The organism is Cocleimonas sp. KMM 6892 (assembly GCF_035798195.1).
Lineage (GTDB): Bacteria > Pseudomonadota > Gammaproteobacteria > Thiotrichales > Thiotrichaceae > Cocleimonas > Cocleimonas flava.
In genome coordinates this window covers 1083844-1104303 of the sequence record NZ_JAPFBV010000001.1, presented here as the reverse complement: position 1 = coordinate 1104303, position 20460 = coordinate 1083844, and the positions used below count along the sequence as shown (strand labels likewise).

At 40.6% G+C, this 20460-nt stretch carries 24 protein-coding genes; 11 read left to right on the top strand and 13 right to left on the bottom strand.

Going from position 1 to position 20460, the window contains the following annotated elements:
• The first annotated feature begins 6 nt into the window (after positions 1-6).
• Genes OO007_RS05020 through OO007_RS05010 form a run of 3 tightly spaced genes read left to right on the top strand, consistent with a single transcriptional unit; the run spans position 7 to position 1248 of the window.
• Positions 7-537, top strand: a complete 531-nt coding sequence (locus OO007_RS05020) for a CIA30 family protein (protein ID WP_325807965.1) — start codon at positions 7-9, stop codon at positions 535-537.
• The gene (locus tag OO007_RS05015; RefSeq protein WP_325807964.1) at positions 524-1030 is read left to right on the top strand and encodes a thiol-disulfide oxidoreductase DCC family protein; all 507 of its coding nucleotides are present in this window, start codon (positions 524-526) and stop codon (positions 1028-1030) included. The genes OO007_RS05020 and OO007_RS05015 overlap by 14 nt, the downstream gene beginning before the upstream one ends.
• 2 nt (positions 1031-1032) lie before the next feature.
• Complete coding sequence (locus OO007_RS05010) at positions 1033-1248, top strand: TIGR02450 family Trp-rich protein (RefSeq protein ID WP_325807963.1); 216 nt, start codon at positions 1033-1035, stop codon at positions 1246-1248.
• A 20-nt stretch (positions 1249-1268) separates the two neighbouring features.
• On the opposite strand, the gene OO007_RS05005 is transcribed toward OO007_RS05010, so the two are convergent.
• The 8 genes from OO007_RS05005 to OO007_RS04970 all read right to left on the bottom strand — a co-directional run bounded on the left by OO007_RS05005 (position 1269) and on the right by OO007_RS04970 (position 8599).
• Positions 1269-1859, bottom strand: coding sequence for an LON peptidase substrate-binding domain-containing protein (locus tag OO007_RS05005; protein WP_325807962.1), 591 nt, complete (start codon positions 1857-1859; stop codon positions 1269-1271).
• 172 nt (positions 1860-2031) lie between these two features.
• A complete protein-coding gene (locus OO007_RS05000; RefSeq protein WP_325807961.1) occupies positions 2032-2487 on the bottom strand; it encodes a DUF4174 domain-containing protein in 456 nt (151 codons plus the stop codon).
• A gap of 8 nt (positions 2488-2495) precedes the next feature.
• Positions 2496-3047: a chalcone isomerase family protein gene (locus OO007_RS04995; RefSeq protein WP_325807960.1), complete on the bottom strand. Its 552-nt coding sequence runs from the start codon at positions 3045-3047 to the stop codon at positions 2496-2498.
• Positions 3048-3072: 25 nt separating this feature from the next.
• Positions 3073-3540 (bottom strand): DUF3833 domain-containing protein, encoded by a 468-nt coding sequence (locus OO007_RS04990; protein WP_243651481.1) that lies wholly within the window; start codon positions 3538-3540, stop codon positions 3073-3075.
• Between the two features lie 4 nt (positions 3541-3544).
• Positions 3545-5161 carry an MFS transporter gene (locus OO007_RS04985; RefSeq protein WP_325807959.1) on the bottom strand — a complete coding sequence of 539 codons (1617 nt, stop codon included), beginning with the start codon at positions 5159-5161 and terminating at the stop codon, positions 3545-3547.
• Positions 5162-5165: 4 nt separating this feature from the next.
• A complete protein-coding gene (locus tag OO007_RS04980; RefSeq protein ID WP_131904893.1) occupies positions 5166-6404 on the bottom strand; it encodes an SAM-dependent methyltransferase in 1239 nt (412 codons plus the stop codon).
• Between the two features lie 60 nt (positions 6405-6464).
• Positions 6465-7226 carry a DUF1365 domain-containing protein gene (locus tag OO007_RS04975; protein ID WP_325807958.1) on the bottom strand — a complete coding sequence of 254 codons (762 nt, stop codon included), beginning with the start codon at positions 7224-7226 and terminating at the stop codon, positions 6465-6467.
• On the bottom strand, positions 7223-8599 hold the full coding sequence (locus OO007_RS04970) for an NAD(P)/FAD-dependent oxidoreductase (RefSeq protein ID WP_325807957.1): 1377 nt from the start codon (positions 8597-8599) through the stop codon (positions 7223-7225). Before OO007_RS04970 ends, OO007_RS04975 begins: the two co-directional genes overlap by 4 nt.
• A gap of 275 nt (positions 8600-8874) precedes the next feature.
• Between OO007_RS04970 and OO007_RS04965 the strand changes: the two genes are divergently transcribed.
• The 5 genes from OO007_RS04965 to OO007_RS04945 all read left to right on the top strand — a co-directional run bounded on the left by OO007_RS04965 (position 8875) and on the right by OO007_RS04945 (position 12423).
• Positions 8875-9342, top strand: a complete 468-nt coding sequence (locus OO007_RS04965; RefSeq protein WP_325807956.1) for a PAS domain S-box protein — start codon at positions 8875-8877, stop codon at positions 9340-9342.
• Positions 9343-9387: 45 nt separating this feature from the next.
• A complete protein-coding gene (locus tag OO007_RS04960) occupies positions 9388-10155 on the top strand; it encodes an SDR family NAD(P)-dependent oxidoreductase (RefSeq protein ID WP_325807955.1) in 768 nt (255 codons plus the stop codon).
• 1 nt (position 10156) lies between these two features.
• On the top strand, positions 10157-10648 hold the full coding sequence (locus tag OO007_RS04955) for a nuclear transport factor 2 family protein (protein ID WP_131904888.1): 492 nt from the start codon (positions 10157-10159) through the stop codon (positions 10646-10648).
• Between the two features lie 24 nt (positions 10649-10672).
• Positions 10673-11302 (top strand): glutathione peroxidase, encoded by a 630-nt coding sequence (locus tag OO007_RS04950; RefSeq protein WP_325807954.1) that lies wholly within the window; start codon positions 10673-10675, stop codon positions 11300-11302.
• 89 nt (positions 11303-11391) lie between these two features.
• A complete protein-coding gene (locus OO007_RS04945) occupies positions 11392-12423 on the top strand; it encodes a MerR family transcriptional regulator (RefSeq protein WP_325807953.1) in 1032 nt (343 codons plus the stop codon).
• Positions 12424-12560: 137 nt separating this feature from the next.
• On the opposite strand, the gene OO007_RS04940 is transcribed toward OO007_RS04945, so the two are convergent.
• Positions 12561-13982 carry a cryptochrome/photolyase family protein gene (locus OO007_RS04940; RefSeq protein WP_325807952.1) on the bottom strand — a complete coding sequence of 474 codons (1422 nt, stop codon included), beginning with the start codon at positions 13980-13982 and terminating at the stop codon, positions 12561-12563.
• A gap of 149 nt (positions 13983-14131) precedes the next feature.
• On the opposite strand from OO007_RS04940, the gene OO007_RS04935 reads away from it, so the two are divergent.
• On the top strand, positions 14132-15100 hold the full coding sequence (locus tag OO007_RS04935) for a YbgA family protein (protein WP_131904884.1): 969 nt from the start codon (positions 14132-14134) through the stop codon (positions 15098-15100).
• A gap of 60 nt (positions 15101-15160) precedes the next feature.
• Here the strand turns inward: OO007_RS04935 and OO007_RS04930 are convergent, their stop codons facing one another.
• On the bottom strand, positions 15161-16381 hold the full coding sequence (locus OO007_RS04930; protein ID WP_325807951.1) for a zinc ABC transporter substrate-binding protein: 1221 nt from the start codon (positions 16379-16381) through the stop codon (positions 15161-15163).
• Between OO007_RS04930 and znuC the strand changes: the two genes are divergently transcribed.
• Together znuC and znuB are read left to right on the top strand one after the other, a co-directional pair.
• Positions 16380-17249, top strand: coding sequence for a zinc ABC transporter ATP-binding protein ZnuC (gene znuC / locus OO007_RS04925; RefSeq protein ID WP_325807950.1), 870 nt, complete (start codon positions 16380-16382; stop codon positions 17247-17249). The two genes, OO007_RS04930 and znuC, sit on opposite strands and share 2 nt — an antisense overlap.
• A complete protein-coding gene (gene znuB, locus OO007_RS04920) occupies positions 17242-18027 on the top strand; it encodes a zinc ABC transporter permease subunit ZnuB (RefSeq protein WP_131904881.1) in 786 nt (261 codons plus the stop codon). Before znuC ends, znuB begins: the two co-directional genes overlap by 8 nt.
• An 82-nt stretch (positions 18028-18109) precedes the next feature.
• On the opposite strand, the gene OO007_RS04915 is transcribed toward znuB, so the two are convergent.
• The 3 genes from OO007_RS04915 to OO007_RS04905 are packed head-to-tail and all read right to left on the bottom strand — an operon-like array spanning position 18110 to position 20399.
• The gene (locus OO007_RS04915; protein ID WP_131904880.1) at positions 18110-18643 is read right to left on the bottom strand and encodes a DoxX family protein; all 534 of its coding nucleotides are present in this window, start codon (positions 18641-18643) and stop codon (positions 18110-18112) included.
• A gap of 21 nt (positions 18644-18664) precedes the next feature.
• A complete protein-coding gene (locus tag OO007_RS04910; RefSeq protein WP_325807949.1) occupies positions 18665-19519 on the bottom strand; it encodes a DNA-binding domain-containing protein in 855 nt (284 codons plus the stop codon).
• Complete coding sequence (locus OO007_RS04905) at positions 19509-20399, bottom strand: DUF692 domain-containing protein (protein ID WP_325807948.1); 891 nt, start codon at positions 20397-20399, stop codon at positions 19509-19511. The genes OO007_RS04910 and OO007_RS04905 overlap by 11 nt, the downstream gene beginning before the upstream one ends.
• Positions 20400-20460 lie beyond the last annotated feature (61 nt).

Below are 20460 nucleotides of genomic sequence, written 5' to 3'. Positions count from 1 at the left end.
TGCTTTATGAATGCATCCGCCCAAGAGCTGATCATTGACGACCGTAGCACCGGAAACACCCGCTCTAATATAGGTGCAGACTGGCGACTAGTAACAGACAGAGTGATGGGAGGTATTTCAAAAGGCAGCTTATCTCCAGAGTCATATCAGGATAAAAAATGTCTACGAATGCAGGGTGAAGTATCCACCGAAAATAATGGCGGTTTCGTGCAAATGGCGCTGGATTTGAATGATGGCAAAGAGTTTGACGCCAGTAATTTCCGGGGCTTGGAACTCGTAGTCGCAGGAAATAATGAAGTCTATAACCTGCATTATCGTACCAGTGGACTTTGGATGCCTTGGCAATCGTATCGGGCAAGCTTCAAAGTCTCGCCTGATTGGGGCATTGTAAAAATACCATTCAGCATGATGACTCAGTATAAAACGAGCAAAAAATTTCAGGCCAGCAAAATTAAGCGCCTTGGATTAGTAGCCATAGGTAAGAATTTTGATGCAGATTTATGTGTTGCTTCGATGAGGTTTTATGGAAAACAGTAATCCAGTCGCTGAAAACACAAGTGATGCTCAAGCAATGAAATCTAAAGTCACCATGTATCACGATGGTGACTGCCCTTTATGCAAGTTTGAAGTCAAGACTATGCAAAAACTAGACACCGCTAAAGCAATACGCTGGGTGGACATCACAAAAGATAAAAAAGCGCTAGAAGACTCCGGCATCAGTTACCAACAAGCCATGGCAAGAATCCATGTGCAAGACGAAAACCAGAATATGTTATCCGGTGTCCGAGGCTTTATGACTGTGTGGAAACAACTGCCTTATTATCGCAGAATCGTTCCTGTCATCGAGCATACACCTTTACTGTTACCAATTCTGGAAAGCATTTACACCGTGTTTGCCAGGTATCGCTTACCACTAACAGGTAAAAAGCCGCTTACACCTGCTTCTGAAGTTGCCTGTAAAACTACTAACGAAACCACTCACGAAACTACTAATGACGTTATCAACAAAACAACAAACAAAGGGGTTTAATCATGAATCAGATAAACCCAAAAAAGCTGCTACTATCAAAATGGACTGCAACAGCGCCTGTAAACAAAGAGCGTCACTTCATTGTTTCTGAATTAATAAAAGATGAAGAAGAGAAAATCATTGGCTGTAAATTAGAAGCCGTCATTAACAAGAACCTCTACGAAATCCAGTGGCAACGTTTAAAAAACAATGAAGAATGGTTGATGGGCTGGAAGTAACGACTGAGCAGATTAGACGATTAATGACGAACTTCAGATATCTTGCTAGTACTCTCCAGTATCGCAGTTAACGCTTTTATTCTTTGTTCGATGGTATCGATTTCAATCAACATCTGCTTGTCTTCATCCGATAAATTAAGAAAATAGAAAAGAGCATTCAGTAAATTTTCAGAATCTAATTTCTCCATAACTTCCCAATCTAATTTCATATCGGTTTGATTGAAATAAGATTTTAACGCACTAATAAATGATTTTTGCGTAGTAGCATCAGGCTCAGATTGATCGTCATAATCCATTGCAAATTTAGACCAGTCTGGAACGATCAGACGATAACCACGGGTTGTTACTATTTCATCTTTTATTTCAAAACGGCACAGTCCCGTCAGAGAAATTTCTAACCGACCATCGTTGGTTTCTTCATAACGGGCAATCCTCGCCGCACACCCGATATTATAGAGTTCAGGTTTGGCGCTTTCATCACGCGGCTGAATCATGCCAATCAATCGGTGATTCTCCATCGCATCTTGCAGCATGTTTATGTAACGCGGCTCAAAAATATTCAAGGGCAAATGGCCACCCGGCATAACAACTGCATTTGCCAGTGGAAACACGGGAAGTGTGCTGGGAAGCTGATCAAAGCTTTGCATAAATGGACTTAATTTACTCATTTTCATCCTTGTTGATTAGGCTTTAATATAGCCTTATTGCGAATTTTCTAGAATACACCCCCCTACTTTGGGGCACTTTTTCATAATTGTTATTTTTTCTTAATATACAAGACCACTACTGCATTTCTTGAATGCGCATCGGCATCTGGTCAATCTCAGAAAATAGATAATCGATGTTTACTTTTTCCTGCCTAAGCTTTTCACCTTGATCATAACCAATCAACAGTACGCGAAATTCATTTTTACTGACGTTGTAAGTCTTTCTGAAATCTTGGCTTGATATACCATTTGTTATGCCAGCATGCACTGTGTTGTCTAACTTTACAGGATCGTTCCCAATCACATGCCAACTGTGCAATTTACGTTCTTCAAACTCATCTCTAAATTCTGCTTCTAGCTTTCTAAAAAGTTGATATTGACGATGCTCATAGCTCGGAGCAAAAACGATTAGCTGACGTTTTTCCCACGCGTATTTGTTCAAGGCCAATCTTACCTTGTCAGTTGCTTTTTCAGCGGCTGAAACACTTGTGGATGACATAATCATAAATAGTAATATCAGGATGTTTTTCATAACCAGCCTTAGCCACTAACAGGGAAAAAAGATCGATACAGAGGATTGGATATTGGTTTGTTTTTTGACAACCAGATACCCAGATATGCTTTCGCCAATTCTGCAGATTTAATCTCGATTAGGTTCTTATCATTTAAATCCAGCCGCATCAGCTGATTTCTACCGTTATAGCAAAGACTATAACTATCACCTTTCTTTACGGGTTTATAAGCTTGTTGAAAAGCATCTAAAGGGGCTTTAATTTTCTCAAGGTATTCGGCGTTGTGCTGGCGACTTAATACTTTAAATGTTGCCAACCTAAATTTGTCCACCGATAAATCTACGGCGTAATCCAGTTTTAAACATTTTGATACATTCGTGTTAAGTATCGTTTCCGCTTTTACTGCATTAGGGCTGTAAAGACTAATATCATAAACCTTTATCATTTTTAAATAACGCACTTCACCCTTGCTGTGCAGTGGCCACTGTTTGGTATAAGCAAATGCTGAGGAAAAAATCGTGCTTAATACCATTACCATGATCATCACAATAAAGGGAAATATCGTTTTAAATAAGCGCATAATTAATTCCTAGATTCAGTGTTGTCTACTTTTTGAAGCTGATAAAAACTTCACCCAGCCTGAAACCAAATTTACTCATTTTTGCCCTATTGAGCAGAACGCCGTCTGGTTGTAAGAACATCCAATCATCAAAACTCACTTTATATGTTTTACCATCGACTGGCAGGCTCAAGTCATACTTCCAATGTAGGGCATTACCTGCACTAACTCCCTTGGCCTCGCCAATAACATCGTCAGCTTTACCGATATATTGATTGTCGCTACCTTTACTGATTGTCCAGACGCGTCTGGATTTTTCACCATCATTCCAGACAAAGTCTTCTTCTAAAACCAACTGACCCTGGTCATTTGTATAACCATTGATATCAACAACAAACTGTCGTTTAAGATTGCCGCTTCGATCCTGAAACATTCCCCAGCCACGTGTTTTACCCTGAAAGTACTCAAACAAAGTAAAGCTGGGTTTGTTCTGTTTATAGTCTTCAATTTTCATCGCGCTACTGCATCCGCTCATTATTGGTAACAAAAGAAATAGTGTGAGAATTAATCTTTGAGTTATATTTATCATCGTGATTACCTACTTTTTCATGTGCTTCTTGAGTTGATACATTCTTTACTGCCTTGATCGGTTCTTCTGTATGTGATTGTGATTTTGTTGTTGCTTCTATTAATGGTGTTGAAAATAGTGTTGCTGGCTGTCGTGGAGACATTTCTAATGACAGCTTTTCCAATCGTGACGTTGTGAAATAACTTCGGTTAAATGGGAAATGCCACATTTGAAAGAGGACCCATATCTTAAAAAGAATAGGAATCAGCGCATACAAAACCACTAAAGTCACAACCGCTATCTGACTAGAACCTTCAGTAGTTGAACCATCCAGTTTAAGACCGACCATGTCTAATAAGGGGAAAGCTATTCCAATGGCTAACGCGAGTGATAGCTTTGTCAACAAGCCCCAGATACCAAACAACAATGCGGTTGAATTTTGACCTTCTTTAACGTTAGAAATGTCATCTGACTGCTGAGTAGCTTTGTTAGCTTTGTTAGCAGAAATATCCTGAGAGATATCCGCCTGAATAGATGCTGGCATAACAACATCAGCGCCCAAACAAAAACCACTCGCCACACAGATAAACAGAAAACTCAGAAAGTCACCAGTATTCAGGAAAGGTACCCAGATAAAACTCGCTATAGAACCGTAGAGCGCTGTACACCAACTAATATGCTTGTCTGTTTTGCGTGCTAAATATAACCAGAAAGGAATCCCTACTATTGCCGATATAAAATAACTGACTAACAGTATTCCGATCATCTCTGGCGTTTGTAGAACATAGCTGACAAAAAGAATAAATAAGGTTGCAGGTAAAGCGTTAGCGATGCTATTGATGAAATAAGCAGGTAATAACCTTTTAATTGCAGGATGTTTTAAAAGTTCAAACGTCTCTTTACTGAAAAGCTTCTTGTTGTTTGGTCTTTGCTTATCAGGTTTTGAGCCAGACAGTAATTTTGGCGATAACACCCATAACAGAGGCAGCAATGTCAGCGGTACTAAAAAGGTCAGGTAATTTGCAAGCATCGACAACACAGACTTTATATCTGTTTCGATCGACATCAACACGGGTAAACTAATGACCGCAACAGTGCCTATTACTGCAAAAATCTCCCGACTGGATGCCAGCGCACTTTTCTCATGATAATCATCGCTAATTTCAGCACCTACGGCTAACCAGGGAATGTTTATTAAAGTCCAGCCTAAATAGGTGACGAATGACCAAAAGAATAAATAAAAGGCCGTAGCTGTTTCTTCTGGTCGAAGTAAATAATTCAACCCAACCAGCAACAATGGGATGCCAGCAATGATAAAACTCTTTCTTCGCCATGAAACGGATCGAAACTCAGGATAACGATCATTCAGCAACCCAATTATTGGATCAGTAATCACATCCAAAGAACGCGCTAACAGTAACGCCAAGCCTACGGCAGTTAAAGATAAACCCAAGTTCTGACTATAATAACTTGGCAAGTATACGAATAAGGGAAGCCCTAGCATCGCCAAAGGCAATCCCGGTAATCCATATAAAAAAACCAAATATGATTTGAGTTTACCGCTCACAATGTTATCCCGAATGTGTCAACGTCAACTGAATTACATCGATACGTTCTTCTTCGAAGCCTGCCTGACAGTAACCTAAGTAATACAACCACATACGTTGAAAGCGCTTGTCATAACCTAAGGCTTCCATTTCTGGAATCACGTTCAGGAAGCTCTGCTCCCAGCGAGCCAGTGTTTCACCATAGTCGTGACCAAAACTGATACGGTTATCCACTTTTAAATCATTTTTAGAGACTAAATCAGACAAAATACTTTCAGATGGCAACATGCCACCCGGGAAAATATAACGCTGAATAAAATCCGCACGTCGCTGGTACAAATCGTAATACTGATCTTTGATGGTGATGATCTGTAATACCGCTTTACCACCCGGCTTCAAGCTACGCTTCAACATCTCAAAGTAAGTTTGCCAGTATTGCTCACCCACTGCTTCAAACATCTCTATTGAGACAATATGATCATATTGCTGATCTATCTCGCGATAGTCTTTAATTTCTAATTGGGCGTTATCACCAAAATGAGACAAACGTTGCTTTGCAAATTCCAACTGCTCTTCAGAGAGTGTTACACCGTGTAAATGACAGCCTTTTTCCAACGCTTTTTCTGCAAACCCGCCCCAGCCACAACCGACTTCTAATATCGATTGGCCTTTTTTTGCATCTATTTCATTTAGAATTCTGTCGTATTTATTATTTTGGGCTTCCAGCAAGGACTGGTCTTCACGCGCAACGTTGTAAGTCTCTTCTGATTCAAATAGCGCCGATGAATAAGTCATGCCTTCATCGAGCCACAACTTGTAGAAATCATTACCCAGATCATAATGATACTGAATATTCTTTCGGCTCCCCTTTATGCTATTTTTACGCAACTTGTGATAAATATTAGCGGTAGCACGAAGCATGCTTTTTCCACCATAAGCATTGCCTAACTTGTTTCTATTTTTTAGAAACAGTTTAAGTAATTGCGTGACGTCATCGCTGCTCCAGTCTCCCTCGAGGAAACTTTCTGCAAAACCCAAGTCTCCTTTTGCCAGGCATCGCCATGCCATTTTTAAAGGCTGATGGATTCGTAAGGTAGCCGTTATGGAATCATCATTTCCACAGGCATAGCAATGCCCATCAATGTGCACGAACAATGTTCCATGATGTATTTTTGCTAAAGATTTCATTAACCAGCGCTTAAATGCCGGCAAATGATCAAAACTTGGCGGTAAAACACGAGTTAACGTCATTTCATTATTCATATTTATTCCTCGAATATCTCAGGATGTAACAACTATTACGTTTAATAATCATTCAACAAACTAACTAAAGTCTTCTTTGGGTGCTTCTGGCTTTTTATGATAAACACCGCCTCTCATCCATATTTTTAGAGCCTGCCAATGGATCAGCCACATGATTTTGAATGTCATCAGAGGCAAGCGAAAAAATTGGCCTAAAAGGTGGGGGGTGGTTATCTCTTGCTGTTCGCCCATTTGAGTAGCGGTTAACATCAATTCGTTATCCTGATACTCGTTTATCACTATCATTAATTCGTCTTTAGGCGTACCAATGGTGAATCTATATTCAGCATCCATACTGATAAATGGCGACACGTGAAAATGCTTTTTCTTGTGGGCTTTAACTCTGCCTTTATAGGGTTGATTATCGTTATGTAGAACGTAGTGATGATGCTCTCCGAAAGTATTGCTGACTTCGCAAACAACTGCATATAGCTGACCATCTTCACCGAAGCAGTACCACAAACTTAATGGATTAAATGCATAACCTAAAATTCTAGGGAAACACAGTAATTTCACCTGATGTTTTGCCTTGCTCAAATTGCGCTCATCCAGAACCGTATCAATCCATGCTCTCCATCCTGAACCATCTCTAGCGCCATGATCTTTGGTATAAACGCTATATAAATTAAAGCGATTAAATGAAAACAGTGGATTTACCTTACTTTGCTTAACTTCATCAATATCGATCAGAAAACTAAATACTTTATAATTAAAACGATAGTTTTGAGGAAAATGCCTGCGGTGCATTACATCGCATTCATATAATGATAAGGCTGAGCTCATTGAGCACTCCCCAAACTTGTTTGTGGTTCAACTTTTTGCTCAGCGTTTGATCCTGTTATTACCTTATTCCACGGTGCAATAACACCTAGCTGTTCACAGACGTTTACAGATGAAGATAATGCATCTTCATGGAATCCATATCCGGTGTAACTGCCACAGAACCAACTATTATTTTCGCCTTGCAATTCATTCAAACGAGACTGAGCATAAATAGCATCACGGTCAAAAACAGGATGGTGATAGGTCATTTTCTTAATGACTTTGCTTTCATCTAATTGCTGGTATGGATTGAGTGTTACCAGATAATTTTTTTCTGCTTCAACCTTCTGTAAATTATTCATCCAGTAAGTTGCTGTGACCTTACTTTCATCTGAGCCATCCGCTAATTTAGCGCCAGATTGAGCTAAATAATTCCACGAACACCAGGCATTTTTGCGCTTAGGCATCAGGTTTTCGTCAGTGTGTAAGTAGGTGATATTTTCCTGATAATTAAAGCAACCCAGAATTTCCTGTTCAGTGTCACTTGGCTGATCAATCAGTTTAAGCGTTTCGTCTGCATGGCAGGCAAAGATCACTTGATCAAAATAAAAACGTTCATCACCACTAATGACTTCAACAGCACCCTTTTCATTATTGCTGTCGCGTCTGACAGATTGAACGCCGCCTTTAATCGAAATCTGATCATTTAAAGTAGGCATCATTTTTCGTATATATTCTCGACTCCCACCCACCACACTTCTCCATTGTGGTCTATTTTGCAAATCAATCAGGCCGTGATTCGCAAAAAACCTCAAAAAGCTGTAAGCCGGGAAGCTATTCATTATCTCGACAGGACAAGACCAAATCGCAGCACCCATCGGTAGCAGGTAATTTTGTTGCAAGTCTTTGGAAAAATTGTGCTGCTTGAGAAAGTGACCAAGCGAGTGTTCGCTGGATTTATCTTTTTCTAACACAGGTAACTCTGCATGAGCCGTTTTATTGAACCGAACTATCTCCTGGATTAAACGCCAGTGCTTGATGCTTATTAGATTGCCGCGCTGAGCAAACATCCCTTTCAACCCAGAACCTGCGTATTCAAGCTCTCCCTGATTCATAGAGAACGCAAAAGACATATCGGTAGCCTGCGTCTCAACCTCAAGCTCTTCAAAAAGACCAACCAGATTAGGGTAATTTTTTTCGTTGTAGACGATAAAGCCAGAATCTATAGCCAGCTCTTTATTATTTTCGACTACATCGTGAGTATGAGTGTGACCACCGAGGTAATCATTTTTTTCAAACAGTGTGACATCATATTTATCTCTCAAAAGCCAAGCCGCAGATAATCCTGTTACCCCTGAACCGATAATTGAAATTGACTGTTTTTCTTTACTCATGTGATCACACCAAATTAATTTACTATACAATAGTTATACATAATGTATAGCATTTGAGTCTATTTGTATAACTATTTTTTACTTCGAGCCATTTTATTGCTAACTCTGTGAAATAAATGCGAAATGGATGTGAAAATTTATGAGTGAAAATAGGCATGGCAAAAAGGAATAAAAAAACCGTGAAAAACCCTAAAAACACAGCATTTAACTATCAATTTTGTTATAGACTGATATGGTGTTTACATTAAGAAATGAAGAGATATGGAAGCAATCGTATGAGCAATGACGATAATACGAACGGAAACGATTCAAGACCGGAACAAACCCCAATAAGGCCTGACCTACTGCACGCTCTTATTGATCATGCTGAACATGGTATAACCATTGCAGAACGTGAAGGTGACGATACAATTCTGCTTTATGTGAATCAGGCGTTTGAAAAAATGACAGGCTACACGCCAGATGAATGCCTATATAAAGATTGCCGTTTTCTACAGGGCGAAGATAAGCAACAAGAAGAAATCAAGAAAATTCACAAAGCTATTCAAGATGAAGAGCCCGTTAGAGTAGTCCTTAGAAACTATCGCAAAGATGGCACCCTATTCTGGAACGATCTCACTATCACCCCTTATTTCGACAAAGTAGAAAGCGTGATGTATTACATTGGTGTACAAAAAGACATCAGTAGCCTCAAAGCGCTTGAAGAAGAACTCGCAATTGCCAAGGCAAAAATAAACGAATAAAAATAAAGCTGTACAAGTTATGTATAATTTTAGTATAAATAGGATATGCATAAACAGAAAACAGCGTGGATTATTGGAGCAAGCTCAGGCATAGGCAAATGTCTTGCCGAGCTAATGGCTAAAAATGGTTGGCAGGTTGCCATTAGCAGCCGCAACCAAAATGCCTTAGAAGACATCGCCAGCAACCACGAAAACCTCCATCCTTTGTCTTTGGATATCACAGACAAAGAGAGTTTGGCGACGGCCAGAGATTTAATTCTTGATAAACTCGGCTCTATCGATTCGCTATTTCTAAACGCCGGGGATTACACCCCAATGCCACTGGATGAATTCGACCCTGCTTTATTTGAACAGTTAATCTCCATTAATTATCTTGGCGTAGTTAACGGACTGGATACCATCCTGCCTTATATGCAAGGCGAGAAATCTGGTGAAATTTATGTAACAGCTAGTCTTGCAGGCTATCGTGGCCTCCCGAAATCTGCTCCTTACAACGCCAGTAAAGCGGCCGTAACCAGCCTGACAGAATCACTTCGATTAGAACTTGAACAGCAAGGAATTACCTTGCGTTTAATCAATCCTGGTTTTGTTAAATCTCCGCTGACTGATAAGAACAACTTTAAGATGCCTTTTATGATTAGCCCCGAGAAAGCAGCTGAATACATATATAAAGAGTTACCTAAAAGTAACTTTGAAATCACTTTCCCAAAACGTTTTGCCTACATTATGAAAACGTTCCGAATACTTCCTTATCGACTCTATTTTGCGTTAACAAAATCCTCACTTCAAACCGATCAAGTGAAGGAAGCCTGAAATGAATCAACAAGCAAATCAAACAATTAACATCGAAAATAGCGCTATAGATAACAATGAAAAAAGCCGTGAAAAAACATTCATGCGTTTTTTTACGGAGTTAACCGCTGAGAATCTTATCCAGATTAACGAGATATTTGCCCCTGATGCGCACTTTAAAGATCCATTCAATGATGTATACGGAATAGATGCGATTAAAACCGTATTCACTCACATGTTTGATACGACAGAAAGACCAAAATTCAGGATCAATCATTACGCATCTAATCAGCAAATACTCTTTATCCAATGGCAATTCAGTTTTGGTAAAAACAAAACCATGTGGGCAATAGATGGCTCCAGCATGGTGACCTTTGATAATAACGACCAAGTAAAAGAGCACATAGATTACTGGGATCCTGCTGAACAAATTTACAGCAAAGTGGGATTACTTAGACCACTTATGAATTTTCTTAAATCACGATTAACAGCAAGTAACGATTACAGCAAATAGTATCGGTTAATAAGGCACAAAGACATGAATGAACAAAGCATCAATAACCCAGCAGTAAGCCAACTATTCAAGGTCTCGACCTTGTTAGCGCTATTGCTTGGTTTCGCACTATTAATACCCTTCTTCTCCATAGCAACCGCCAAAACGATTTCAGCTCCAGTTAACTCAAATGGTTGTCCTGCGACACTGGATTTTGATCTTAGAAAATTAGCTAAATCTGATGAAGTAAATTTATGTGAAGAATATAAAGGCAAGGTGGTTTTGATCGTCAATACTGCAAGCAAATGTGGTTTCACTGGCCAGTTTGATGGGCTTGAAGCCTTGTACAAAAAATACCAGGATAAAGGTTTAGTCGTTTTAGGCTTTCCTTCCAATGACTTTGCCAATCAAGATCCTGAGAATGAAAAAAATATCGCTAAATTTTGCCGTCTCACTTACGGCGTGAAATTTCCGATGTTCCAGAAAACCCATGCCGCCGAGAGTAATGCCTCACCGATCTATAAAACCTTAGGGAAGATGGCAGGTGAGTTTCCGCAATGGAATTTTCATAAATACGTGTTAGATACTAACGGGAATTTGATTGGCTCATTTAAAAGTCAGATTACTCCTGAGAGCAAAGAAATCGTTTCCCTTATAGAAAAACACTTACCTTAGAACAGTCTAAATACGCGCTTATACAATATCTGTACAGCATGTTAATATAGCGCCATTTTTTACACACGACAAATTAACTGGTTAACAGCATGAACGAAGATCTTGATAGCTTATTACCCGCATCGGAAGAAGGTTTCTACCCGATTAGAACCGTTTCCGAGGTGACAGGCGTAAACGCCATAACGCTTCGTGCCTGGGAAAGACGCTACGGATTATTTAAACCACAACGAACTCCGAAAGGGCATCGATTATACAGCCAGCAAGATATTTTACGCATTCAGCAAGTTTTACAATTGCTCGAAAAGGGTGTGTCTATAGGGCGAGTATCTAATGCTTTAAACAAAGAAGCCAAGCTAGAAGACCTTAAAGATATCACCTTGCAAAACGATATCGTCAAGACCGAGGATAATCTGTTAGCTGCAGATCAACAGAAGACAGAAACCCCTTCTGAAAATCAATGGAAAATCTACAAAGATAAATTAATGGCGGCTGTTAATAGTTATGATTTAGAGACACTTGAAAGACTCAATCATGAGATTTTTTCGCTCTATCCGATAGAAATTATTAACCACAGTTTGTTAAAACCGTTACTGCACGAACTCCGTAGTCAGGCTGATCAACTGCAATCTTTGTCTGGCAATTACCATTTTTACTGGCAATTCCTGCAACAACGAATCGGTGGTTTATTCTTAAAAAGCACCTTGCAGAATCGCGGTAAAAAGATTCTGTTAATGGCTTATGGTGACCCTCAAGCAAATGTAGAGCTAATGTTATTCGGGCTGCCACTGCTAACTCATGGTTACCGAGTCGTCGTGCTTGGCAGTGATATCCCATTCGATGCCATCCCGATGACTTTATCTCGTGCGAGTTGCGATGCACTGATTATTTATTCTGCCGTAACATCTACAAACGCATTATCAACCCCGGAAGAAAATGAGCCTGCGCACGCAACCGAAATGATTACATCTATTAAAGCGGTTGCAGATAGCCAGAAGATTCCAGTATTTATTGCGGGACAACACAACGAAGCTGAAACGAAAAACCTGCTTGAAAGTGGGCTTGTGTTATTAGCAGATAATGCTATTGAGCAATTAAAAGTGATTGATGCGACTTTAGCTTAATCAACACCTTTTCAATCTAGCCTAAGCCACCCCCCTACTTTGAGGCGTTTTTTTATACTAAAAAAATGGCTATAAGTAGGGGGGAGGCTTTTAACTAATATGCTATTACTTATTCTCTGATTAAATAAGCTAAGGCACTATTTAATTTGGGAGTATCTATCAAGCGCACGCTCTCTCGTAGCTTTCAGATCAACCATCGCTTCTGGGTAATTGCATTCCTTTGCTTGCTCTACAGAAGGCTGATGAATCGCTTTATTATCCAGTTTACTTAGCTCTGGAACCCACCGACGAATGTATTCTGCCTTGCCATCAAATTTATTGCTTTGTAACACAGGGTTAAATATTCGGTAGTACGGCGCAGCATCCGCACCACTTCCTGCAACCCATTGCCAACCCATTGTGTTATTGGCGATATCTGCATCAACCAAAGTATCGCGAAACCATGCTTCTCCCTTGTGCCAATGAATTAATAAATTTTTGGTTAAAAAGGACGCAGCGATCATCCTGACACGATTATGCATATAACCTGTTTGCCAAAGCTCTCGCATACCCGCATCAATGATAGGAAAACCAGTATTACCCTGCTGCCAGCGTTTTAATTCTTCTTCATTGTTACGCCATTCAAATCCTTTGTATTTTTCGAATAAAGGATCGGTAACCGTTTCAGGAAAGTGGTACAACAATGCATAGGCAAACTCACGCCACACGACTTGACGTAAAATATGTCCAACGCCGTGATCGTGATGCGGGTTTTGTGCTTTATGCATATTGCTGTAGTGAAATACCTGTAATGGGCTTATTTCACCAAAGTGTAAATGTGGTGAAAGTAAGGAAGTGCCTCCAATTGCAGGGAAGTCTCGCTTTTCTTTGTAGTTTTGTACGCCATCTTCTAAAAACTCATGCAATGCATCATGTGCAGCATCTTCGCCTACTTTCCAGTGCTTCATCATTGCTTCATCCCATCTTGGGATAGGTTCCTGAGGGAGAAGTTTAAGTTGATTAAGCTCTAAAGAATCTGGCCACTTTTCTGCCGGCTTAAAATCCGATGGCATTTCATACGGCGATGTAAGGATGAGTTTTTGTACCAATGCTTTCCAATAAGGCGTAAATACGCGATACGGTGTATCGTCTTGTTTTAATACCTCCCATGGTTCCAGTAATAAACTGCCTTTAAAACTTTTTACCTTTATTTGCTTGCTTAAGATTTGCTTACTTAAGGTCGTTTTAATTTCTTCGTCGCGTTTTCTTACTTTTGGCTCATAGCAACGATTCCAGTACAGATGTGTAGCCTTAGTTTCATTGATCAGTTCGCTTAAAACCTTTAACGGTTCGCCCTGCCTAAAAATTAACTTTGACTGCTGAGAGCTTAAATCTGCTGACAAACTTTCTAAGCTTCGATGTAACCAGGCGCTACTTGCACCACCAATACTACTAATACTTTCCTCCATAGCATCGTCAATAAATACGGGGATTACGACATCACACTCATTGCACGCGTGTAGCAATGCAGCGTTATCCGCTAACCGTAAATCTTGCCTAAACCAGACGATACCAATCATAAAAGCTTTTCCTTAGCGCGTTTAAACGCCTTTAATTATTAAATGTACAACTCTATTTTGATCATAATTGTATAACTATTTAAAATAATTGTACAACTTATGTATAGCCATGTATACTAATTGAAAATAACCTACTTCAGGAGACTGAAATGCTAAGTAACAATAATTTCCCAAAACTAAAACTCGGTATCAGCAGTTGCCTTCTTGGCAATGAAGTTCGCTTTGATGGCGGACACAAGCGCAGTCAATATATTCAAAATACATTAGCCCGTTTTTTTGATTTCCAGACATTTTGTCCTGAAGTTGCCATAGGTATGGGCATCCCTCGTAAACCTATTCGTTTAGTACGCAAGTCAGAAGATGATGGTAAAAAAGCGTACGCAGTAGATGTTAAAAATAACGAATTAGATTTTACCAATGACCTACATGAATACTCAGAGATGATCGCAAAAAATTATCTATCTGATATCAGTGGTTATATTTTCAAGAAGGACTCACCTAGTTGCGGCATGGAACGTGTAAAGGTGTACAGCCCTGAGGGACATTTTGTACATAAAGATGGCGTTGGCATTTACGCGGCTGTAATCAAAGAGCACTTCCCACACATGCCAATGGAAGAAGAAGGTCGTTTGAACGATGTTAATCTGCGTGAAAGCTTCCTCACCCGTGTTTACTTATACAACGACTGGCAGTGTATGGTGAAAGAAGGTATCACACCACGTGGCCTGGTAAACTTCCATGCACAACAAAAATATTTGTTTATGGCGCACAACCAACACATCGCTCGCGAACTCGGTCAAATGATCGCCACAGCAGGCAGTGCCGATATCGATGAGTTAGCTGAGTCGTACATCTCACTGGCAATGAATGTACTAAAGAAACAACCAGACCGTAAACGTCACACTAATGCGTTACAGCACATTATGGGTTACTTACGAAAGAAGATTGATAGCGATGACCGTCAGGAATTGTTAAATAGCATTATGTCTTTTCAAAAAGGCGAAGTGCCATTAATAATGCCGCTTACATTGCTCAAGCATCATTTTTCGAGACACCCTAATGACTACATTGCTAAACAGCGTTATCTTTCTCCATTCCCAGTTGAGCTGCGTTGGTAGTTGCTAGCAGCTTCTGGTTTTCAAGGTACCGCTGGCAATAGTGAAATCTCCCAATTAATACTATTGCAAGCAGTTCGATATGGCTTTGCCCATATTGTTGAGCCAACCAAGATATGCATCTTGGTTTGGCTCTATTTTTCTGGCAAGTACATCTATTTCTACCACTCTTATTTCCTTACTGGCATTTTTAGGCAGCAAATTATCCACCTGAGATTTTGTGATATCTGGGCCTGTAAAAACACAACGTATATTCAAATCAGAAATTAACTGGCGGGTTGCGCTTAGTTTCTTCGCTCCACTTGTTAAACCTTCATGTGTATTAAGAACGATTGGATCTGCAATTCCAAATTCGTGTGCAAAATACTGCCATGAATTATGAAACACAATATACGGAATGGCTGTTTTACCGTTTAATTGCTGTGTTATCTGCATTGATTCCTGACCTAGCTTGGCGTCGAACGTATCCAGATTTTTCTCGTATACTTTCTGATTCTCTGGGTCTAGCCTAGACAATTCCTGAGTAATCTTACGTGCCATTAATAGTGCATTTTTGGGGGATGTCCAGATATGCATATCCTGTTTCCCATGATTATGACTATCGAAAATTTTCGTTTCAGCAATGACTTCTTTAGATGTTAATGCTTCCTCTTCAGCTTTGGTCTCGGGACTAGTCTCAGAAATGGTCTCAGAGCTGACTTCAACATTATCATCAGGTTTTACTTCAGACGCATGAGATTCATGTTCGTCACCATCGACATGACCTTCGTGTGGTTCATGATCGTGATCATGTTCGCCATGTCCCAATTCCAGCGCCGCTTGTTTTAATATTTTGTTTTTTGCTTTGCGCATGCTATCCCAATCTATTAACGCGATACCTTCAACTTCGGCTAATGAGATGAGTTTATCTTTATGCTTTTCCAGCAAAGGGTTTAGCATCACTTCCATGTGCTCATCGATACGGAAAATGATATCCGCCTGCGACACTTTACGAATATCAGAAGGTTTAAAACTGGCATTATGCGGTGATGAATAGTCGGGGATTAGTTGAAAACTACTCACATGGTCTTCTAACTGATCACCCAAAATTGCCAAAACAATCGATTGCAATGGCTTAATCGTGGTAACAATATGTAATGGTTCGGATACTTTGGTTTTTTCGGTTACTGTTTTAGTTTCTGTTTTGTTTTCTGCTATGTTTTCTGCCGACTCTTTATCTCCACCATTATTTCCACACGCAGTGAGCATTCCAGAAAGCAAAAAAAAGAGTACAATACCGCGCATGTCTGATCCTATCCAAAATAAAAATGTTGAGTTACTGGCTTCGCTAGATCATATCAACCTTAGCCTGCAAGGGAAGACGATTCTGCATGATGTAAGCCTGCAATTGCAAGCAGGAAAAATCCTGACGGTAATTGGCCCTAATGGCGCAGGCAAATCGACACTGATTCGCATTCTTTTAGGATTAGAAACGGCTCAAAGTGGGGGGGTGTATCGAAAACCCAAATTACGCATTGGTTATGTCCCACAAAAAATGGCAATCGACTCACTGTTGCCGCTTACTGTAGAACGGTTTGTGTCGCTGTCTTCCCGATCATTTAGCAATACCGCAAAAGCAAAAGACGCGTTAGAAGAAACCGGGGTTAAGCACCTTGCAAAACAAGCGATTCAACAATTATCTGGCGGCGAATTTCAGCGCGTTTTACTGGCACGAGCATTGCTGCGTAAACCCGAATTACTGATACTCGACGAACCTGCACAAGGTGTTGATGTTACCGGCCAGGCAGAGCTGTACGAACAAATTGCCGCCTTAAAAAACACCTATGGTTTCGGTGTTTTAATGGTTTCTCATGACTTACATTTAGTGATGCAAAAAACAGATCAGGTGCTGTGCTTAAATCAGCATATCTGCTGTAGCGGACAACCGGATGATGTCAGCAAACACCCTGAATATCAGCGACTGTTTGGCAATTTACCCACCGAAGGTTTAGCTGTTTACACCCATCACCATAATCATTGTCACGAGTTAAACGGTGATGTTGTGGTGGGCGAATGTAAACATGCAGACCACAATCATTCGCACCATGAACATACTGATATCGCCATTGAAAAAGTAACAACTAAAGAGCAGGAAAAACACACGCATGGATGATTTTTTAGTCCGCGCCATTCTGGCAGGCGTCGCGATTGCATTAATTGCCGGCCCATTAGGTGCTTTTCTACTCTGGCGTAGGATGGCATATTTTGGCGATACCTTATCTCACTCAGCGATATTAGGTGTGGCTCTCGGCATGCTCATGTCGATCAATGTGAATATTGGCATCCTGGTTTCTACATTATTGGTCGCTGCCTTACTGATACTATCGCAGCGGCAAAAACGACTGGGTAGCGATGCCCTACTCGGCATTATTTCACACAGCGCATTGTCGCTAGGCTTAGTCTTAATCAGCTTTGTGCATGGCATGCGGGTTGATTTGAATGCATGGTTATTCGGTGACATCCTCGCGGTTACGTGGACAGATTTAGGATTAATCGCTGTAAGTGTGGGGGTGGTTTTAGCCGTGCTCACCGTGATCTGGAAACCATTATTATCATTAACCGTACATGAAGAACTGGCTTTGGTAGAAGGCGTTAATATCTCACTAATCAGCGCGATCTATACATTGCTGATTGCGGTTTTGGTGGCAATAGCGATGAAAATAATCGGCGCCTTGCTAATCACATCACTCTTAATTATACCCGCGGCAACGGCTAGACAATTCTCTAAAACACCAGAACAAATGGCAGTGCTTGCTATCGTCGTGGGCTGTATTTCTGTGATTCTGGGATTAAGCGCTTCTTTCTTATGGGACACGCCTGCGGGCCCATCGATCGTAGTAGCTGCTTCTTCTTTATTTTTGTTGAGCCAGGTTTTTAGCAAACGTATTTAAGAAAAAGGTGCTTAGCTTGTGGTAATCGACAGCACAAGCCGTCGATTACAATTGGAATCGTATTCGTGTATTCTTGCTGGAGTTATTTGCTGGTCTTTTTCTCTAAACCCAACCAGTAATCTAGCGACAACTTACCTGGCCCGATAACAATCAATGCGGCCGCAACTCCGGCCCACCACATTGCAGGATTCACCCAGTGCGACCATGTCGGGAATACTGCTAACTGGATAAAGATAGTCATACCGAGGATGCCTAGTGCGGCAAATCTCGTAAACAATCCAACGATGATCATTAGTGGCAATACGATTTCTGCCACGCCTGCAGCTACAGCAAAGTACTTAATATAAGCAACGGTAGATGAGCCATCCACATACTCTAAAGTTTTAGGATCACACAGCAAAAGCGCGCCTTCTCGTGGTTCTTCAGGACAGAAAAACTCATACAGAAATAAATCATAGACGCCGGGATCGGGTTTCAAAAAACCATTCCATTTGGCTAAACCAGAATAAAAGAACACACTGAAAAGTTGCCAGCGTAAGCCCAGCATAGCCAGTGGTTTAAACAATATATTCAGCCATTCAAATACGGCAATATAAAATGATCGGATTAAATTCATAGCGTGTTACTCGATTAAATTTTATTTTTGTGGAAGTTTTTGTAAGCGTTGTAATAGATGGGCGTTTAGTAGCTCAGCAAATAAGGTTGAAATATCAAAACTTTCATCCATTGCCAACGCCTGCTTTGTTGCTTCATCAATATCTGCAGTCTGTTTCAAACACTTCATGAATACCGCTTCAACGGCAGACAAAGGTTTAGCTTGTACCTGTAAATCCATCTGCCAAAAAATCACGGAGTTCTGACGTGCATTTAACTCTATTTTATGGTCTTCTGAAATTTCTCCGAACCGCAGTTGCCCCCATAATTCGAAGATATCGAACTCCAGATCAACCACTCGGCTTGAATCAACCACTGTTAATGCTAATTCCGATAAATCTTCCCCTTGTGCTATTAAATCCTGAACAACCTCAAGTGTTAGAAACGAGTCTCCATTCTCATTGAGTGATTCTAACCAGGCTTGATCTAAACGACAGATATCAGGCACATAAGGGAATTGAACTAGCACCTCAGCGAGATGTTGCTGAAGGAATTCGACAAAGCTAAGGGTTGACGGCTCTAATTCATCATCCACAGATTGTTCGGTACGGTTTTCAAAACCATAGCCTATTAGCGTTGCATTGGATGGCGGTGTAGCGTTGACATAAGCGCCTGCCACTTGTGCGAAGTAGTCGTCTCCCCAAAGTTTAACCAACGTCGGGAAATTACTTTCAAGTGCAGAAACACTGGCTCGGATAAAACCATTCCGGTAAACGCTTAAGAATGCTTCAGGTCTACTGTCTTCGAGGAAAGAAGCTAACTGTGCTTTTTCTCCCGTTTGCATGAATTGCTGAAATGCACGCAAATACTCACTGTGTGAAGAATGATCAGCTGGCATTAGTCACCGCCAACTGAGGCTGTTGAGCCATTCTGGATGAGTCCATCAAAATCGAATAAGCGCGATTACGCTCGGTCATTAACTCACTAAATTCGGGCACATTATCATCACGTTCTAATAGCACCGGTTTAGGTCCTAAAATTGAAATGGTCGTTTCTAATAAATCCCAAACAGCTTCATCTACTGGGGCTGCATGACTGTCGATTAATAAATCATCGGGAAAATTAGAGTCGGCATCAAAACCGGCTATGTGAATCTCACCGACTTTGGCAGGATCTAAAGATTCCAGGTATTGCTGAGGGTTTAAAGCAGTATTACGGTAGCTGAGGTATAAATTATTTACGTCGACCAGTAACCCTGCTCCGGTTCGGTTTGCAGCTTCCATCAAGAAGTCTGCTTCATCCATTTCTGAGATAAAATCTAAATAATTGGTTGGATTTTCAATCAGAATAGTACGACCTATCGCCTCTTGATAGCGATCAATACCATCACAAAGGCAATTCAAAGCCTGTTGTGTTCGTGGTAAAGGCAATAAGTCAGAAAAATAAGCATGCTGACTTGTTGACCAAGTCGCATGTTCAGACACTAACACAGGGTTAAAACGTTTAACTAAACTGGATACCTGTGCCAAATGACTGGTAGTAATAGTGGCAGGTTTCTCGTTAAAGGATCCGAGAGAACCTGCGACGCCGTGAAAGCTAAGCGGAAAGCGATCGGCGATTTCTTGTAAATAACGAAGTCTTGGCCCGCCTTGTACGAAGTAGTTCTCGGTATGAACTTCAAACCAAAGTTCTGATACAGCATTGGGCTGGGAGCCTGCGTCAGCTGAAAAATGTCCATCAGCTAATAAAAGCGCTGCTTCATAGTGCTGGGGTTTCAAATTTATCCCCGCGCCTGTCAGCGTTGACTGCTTCGAATCAAATTGGGCCAAATGACTTTGC

Bases quoted from the DNA above. Each gene is read 5' to 3' on its own strand.
- OO007_RS05010 (WP_325807963.1), top strand. From the start codon at position 1,033: ATGAATCAGATAAACCCAAAAAAGCTGCTACTATCAAAATGGACTGCA.
- OO007_RS05015 (WP_325807964.1), top strand. From the start codon at position 524: ATGGAAAACAGTAATCCAGTCGCTGAAAACACAAGTGATGCTCAAGCA.
- OO007_RS04990 (WP_243651481.1), bottom strand. From the start codon at position 3,540: ATGAAAATTGAAGACTATAAACAGAACAAACCCAGCTTTACTTTGTTT.
- OO007_RS04960 (WP_325807955.1), top strand. From the start codon at position 9,388: ATGCATAAACAGAAAACAGCGTGGATTATTGGAGCAAGCTCAGGCATA.
- OO007_RS04980 (WP_131904893.1), bottom strand. From the start codon at position 6,404: ATGAATAATGAAATGACGTTAACTCGTGTTTTACCGCCAAGTTTTGAT.
- OO007_RS04995 (WP_325807960.1), bottom strand. From the start codon at position 3,047: ATGCGCTTATTTAAAACGATATTTCCCTTTATTGTGATGATCATGGTA.
- OO007_RS04930 (WP_325807951.1), bottom strand. From the start codon at position 16,381: ATGCGCGGTATTGTACTCTTTTTTTTGCTTTCTGGAATGCTCACTGCG.
- OO007_RS04955 (WP_131904888.1), top strand. From the start codon at position 10,157: ATGAATCAACAAGCAAATCAAACAATTAACATCGAAAATAGCGCTATA.
- OO007_RS04940 (WP_325807952.1), bottom strand. From the start codon at position 13,982: ATGATTGGTATCGTCTGGTTTAGGCAAGATTTACGGTTAGCGGATAAC.
- OO007_RS05020 (WP_325807965.1), top strand. From the start codon at position 7: ATGAATGCATCCGCCCAAGAGCTGATCATTGACGACCGTAGCACCGGA.
- OO007_RS05000 (WP_325807961.1), bottom strand. From the start codon at position 2,487: ATGAAAAACATCCTGATATTACTATTTATGATTATGTCATCCACAAGT.
- OO007_RS04945 (WP_325807953.1), top strand. From the start codon at position 11,392: ATGAACGAAGATCTTGATAGCTTATTACCCGCATCGGAAGAAGGTTTC.
- znuC (WP_325807950.1), top strand. From the start codon at position 16,380: ATGTCTGATCCTATCCAAAATAAAAATGTTGAGTTACTGGCTTCGCTA.
- OO007_RS04975 (WP_325807958.1), bottom strand. From the start codon at position 7,226: ATGAGCTCAGCCTTATCATTATATGAATGCGATGTAATGCACCGCAGG.
- OO007_RS04910 (WP_325807949.1), bottom strand. From the start codon at position 19,519: ATGCCAGCTGATCATTCTTCACACAGTGAGTATTTGCGTGCATTTCAG.
- OO007_RS04935 (WP_131904884.1), top strand. From the start codon at position 14,132: ATGCTAAGTAACAATAATTTCCCAAAACTAAAACTCGGTATCAGCAGT.
- OO007_RS04915 (WP_131904880.1), bottom strand. From the start codon at position 18,643: ATGAATTTAATCCGATCATTTTATATTGCCGTATTTGAATGGCTGAAT.
- OO007_RS04950 (WP_325807954.1), top strand. From the start codon at position 10,673: ATGAATGAACAAAGCATCAATAACCCAGCAGTAAGCCAACTATTCAAG.
- znuB (WP_131904881.1), top strand. From the start codon at position 17,242: ATGGATGATTTTTTAGTCCGCGCCATTCTGGCAGGCGTCGCGATTGCA.
- OO007_RS04965 (WP_325807956.1), top strand. From the start codon at position 8,875: ATGAGCAATGACGATAATACGAACGGAAACGATTCAAGACCGGAACAA.
- OO007_RS04970 (WP_325807957.1), bottom strand. From the start codon at position 8,599: ATGAGTAAAGAAAAACAGTCAATTTCAATTATCGGTTCAGGGGTAACA.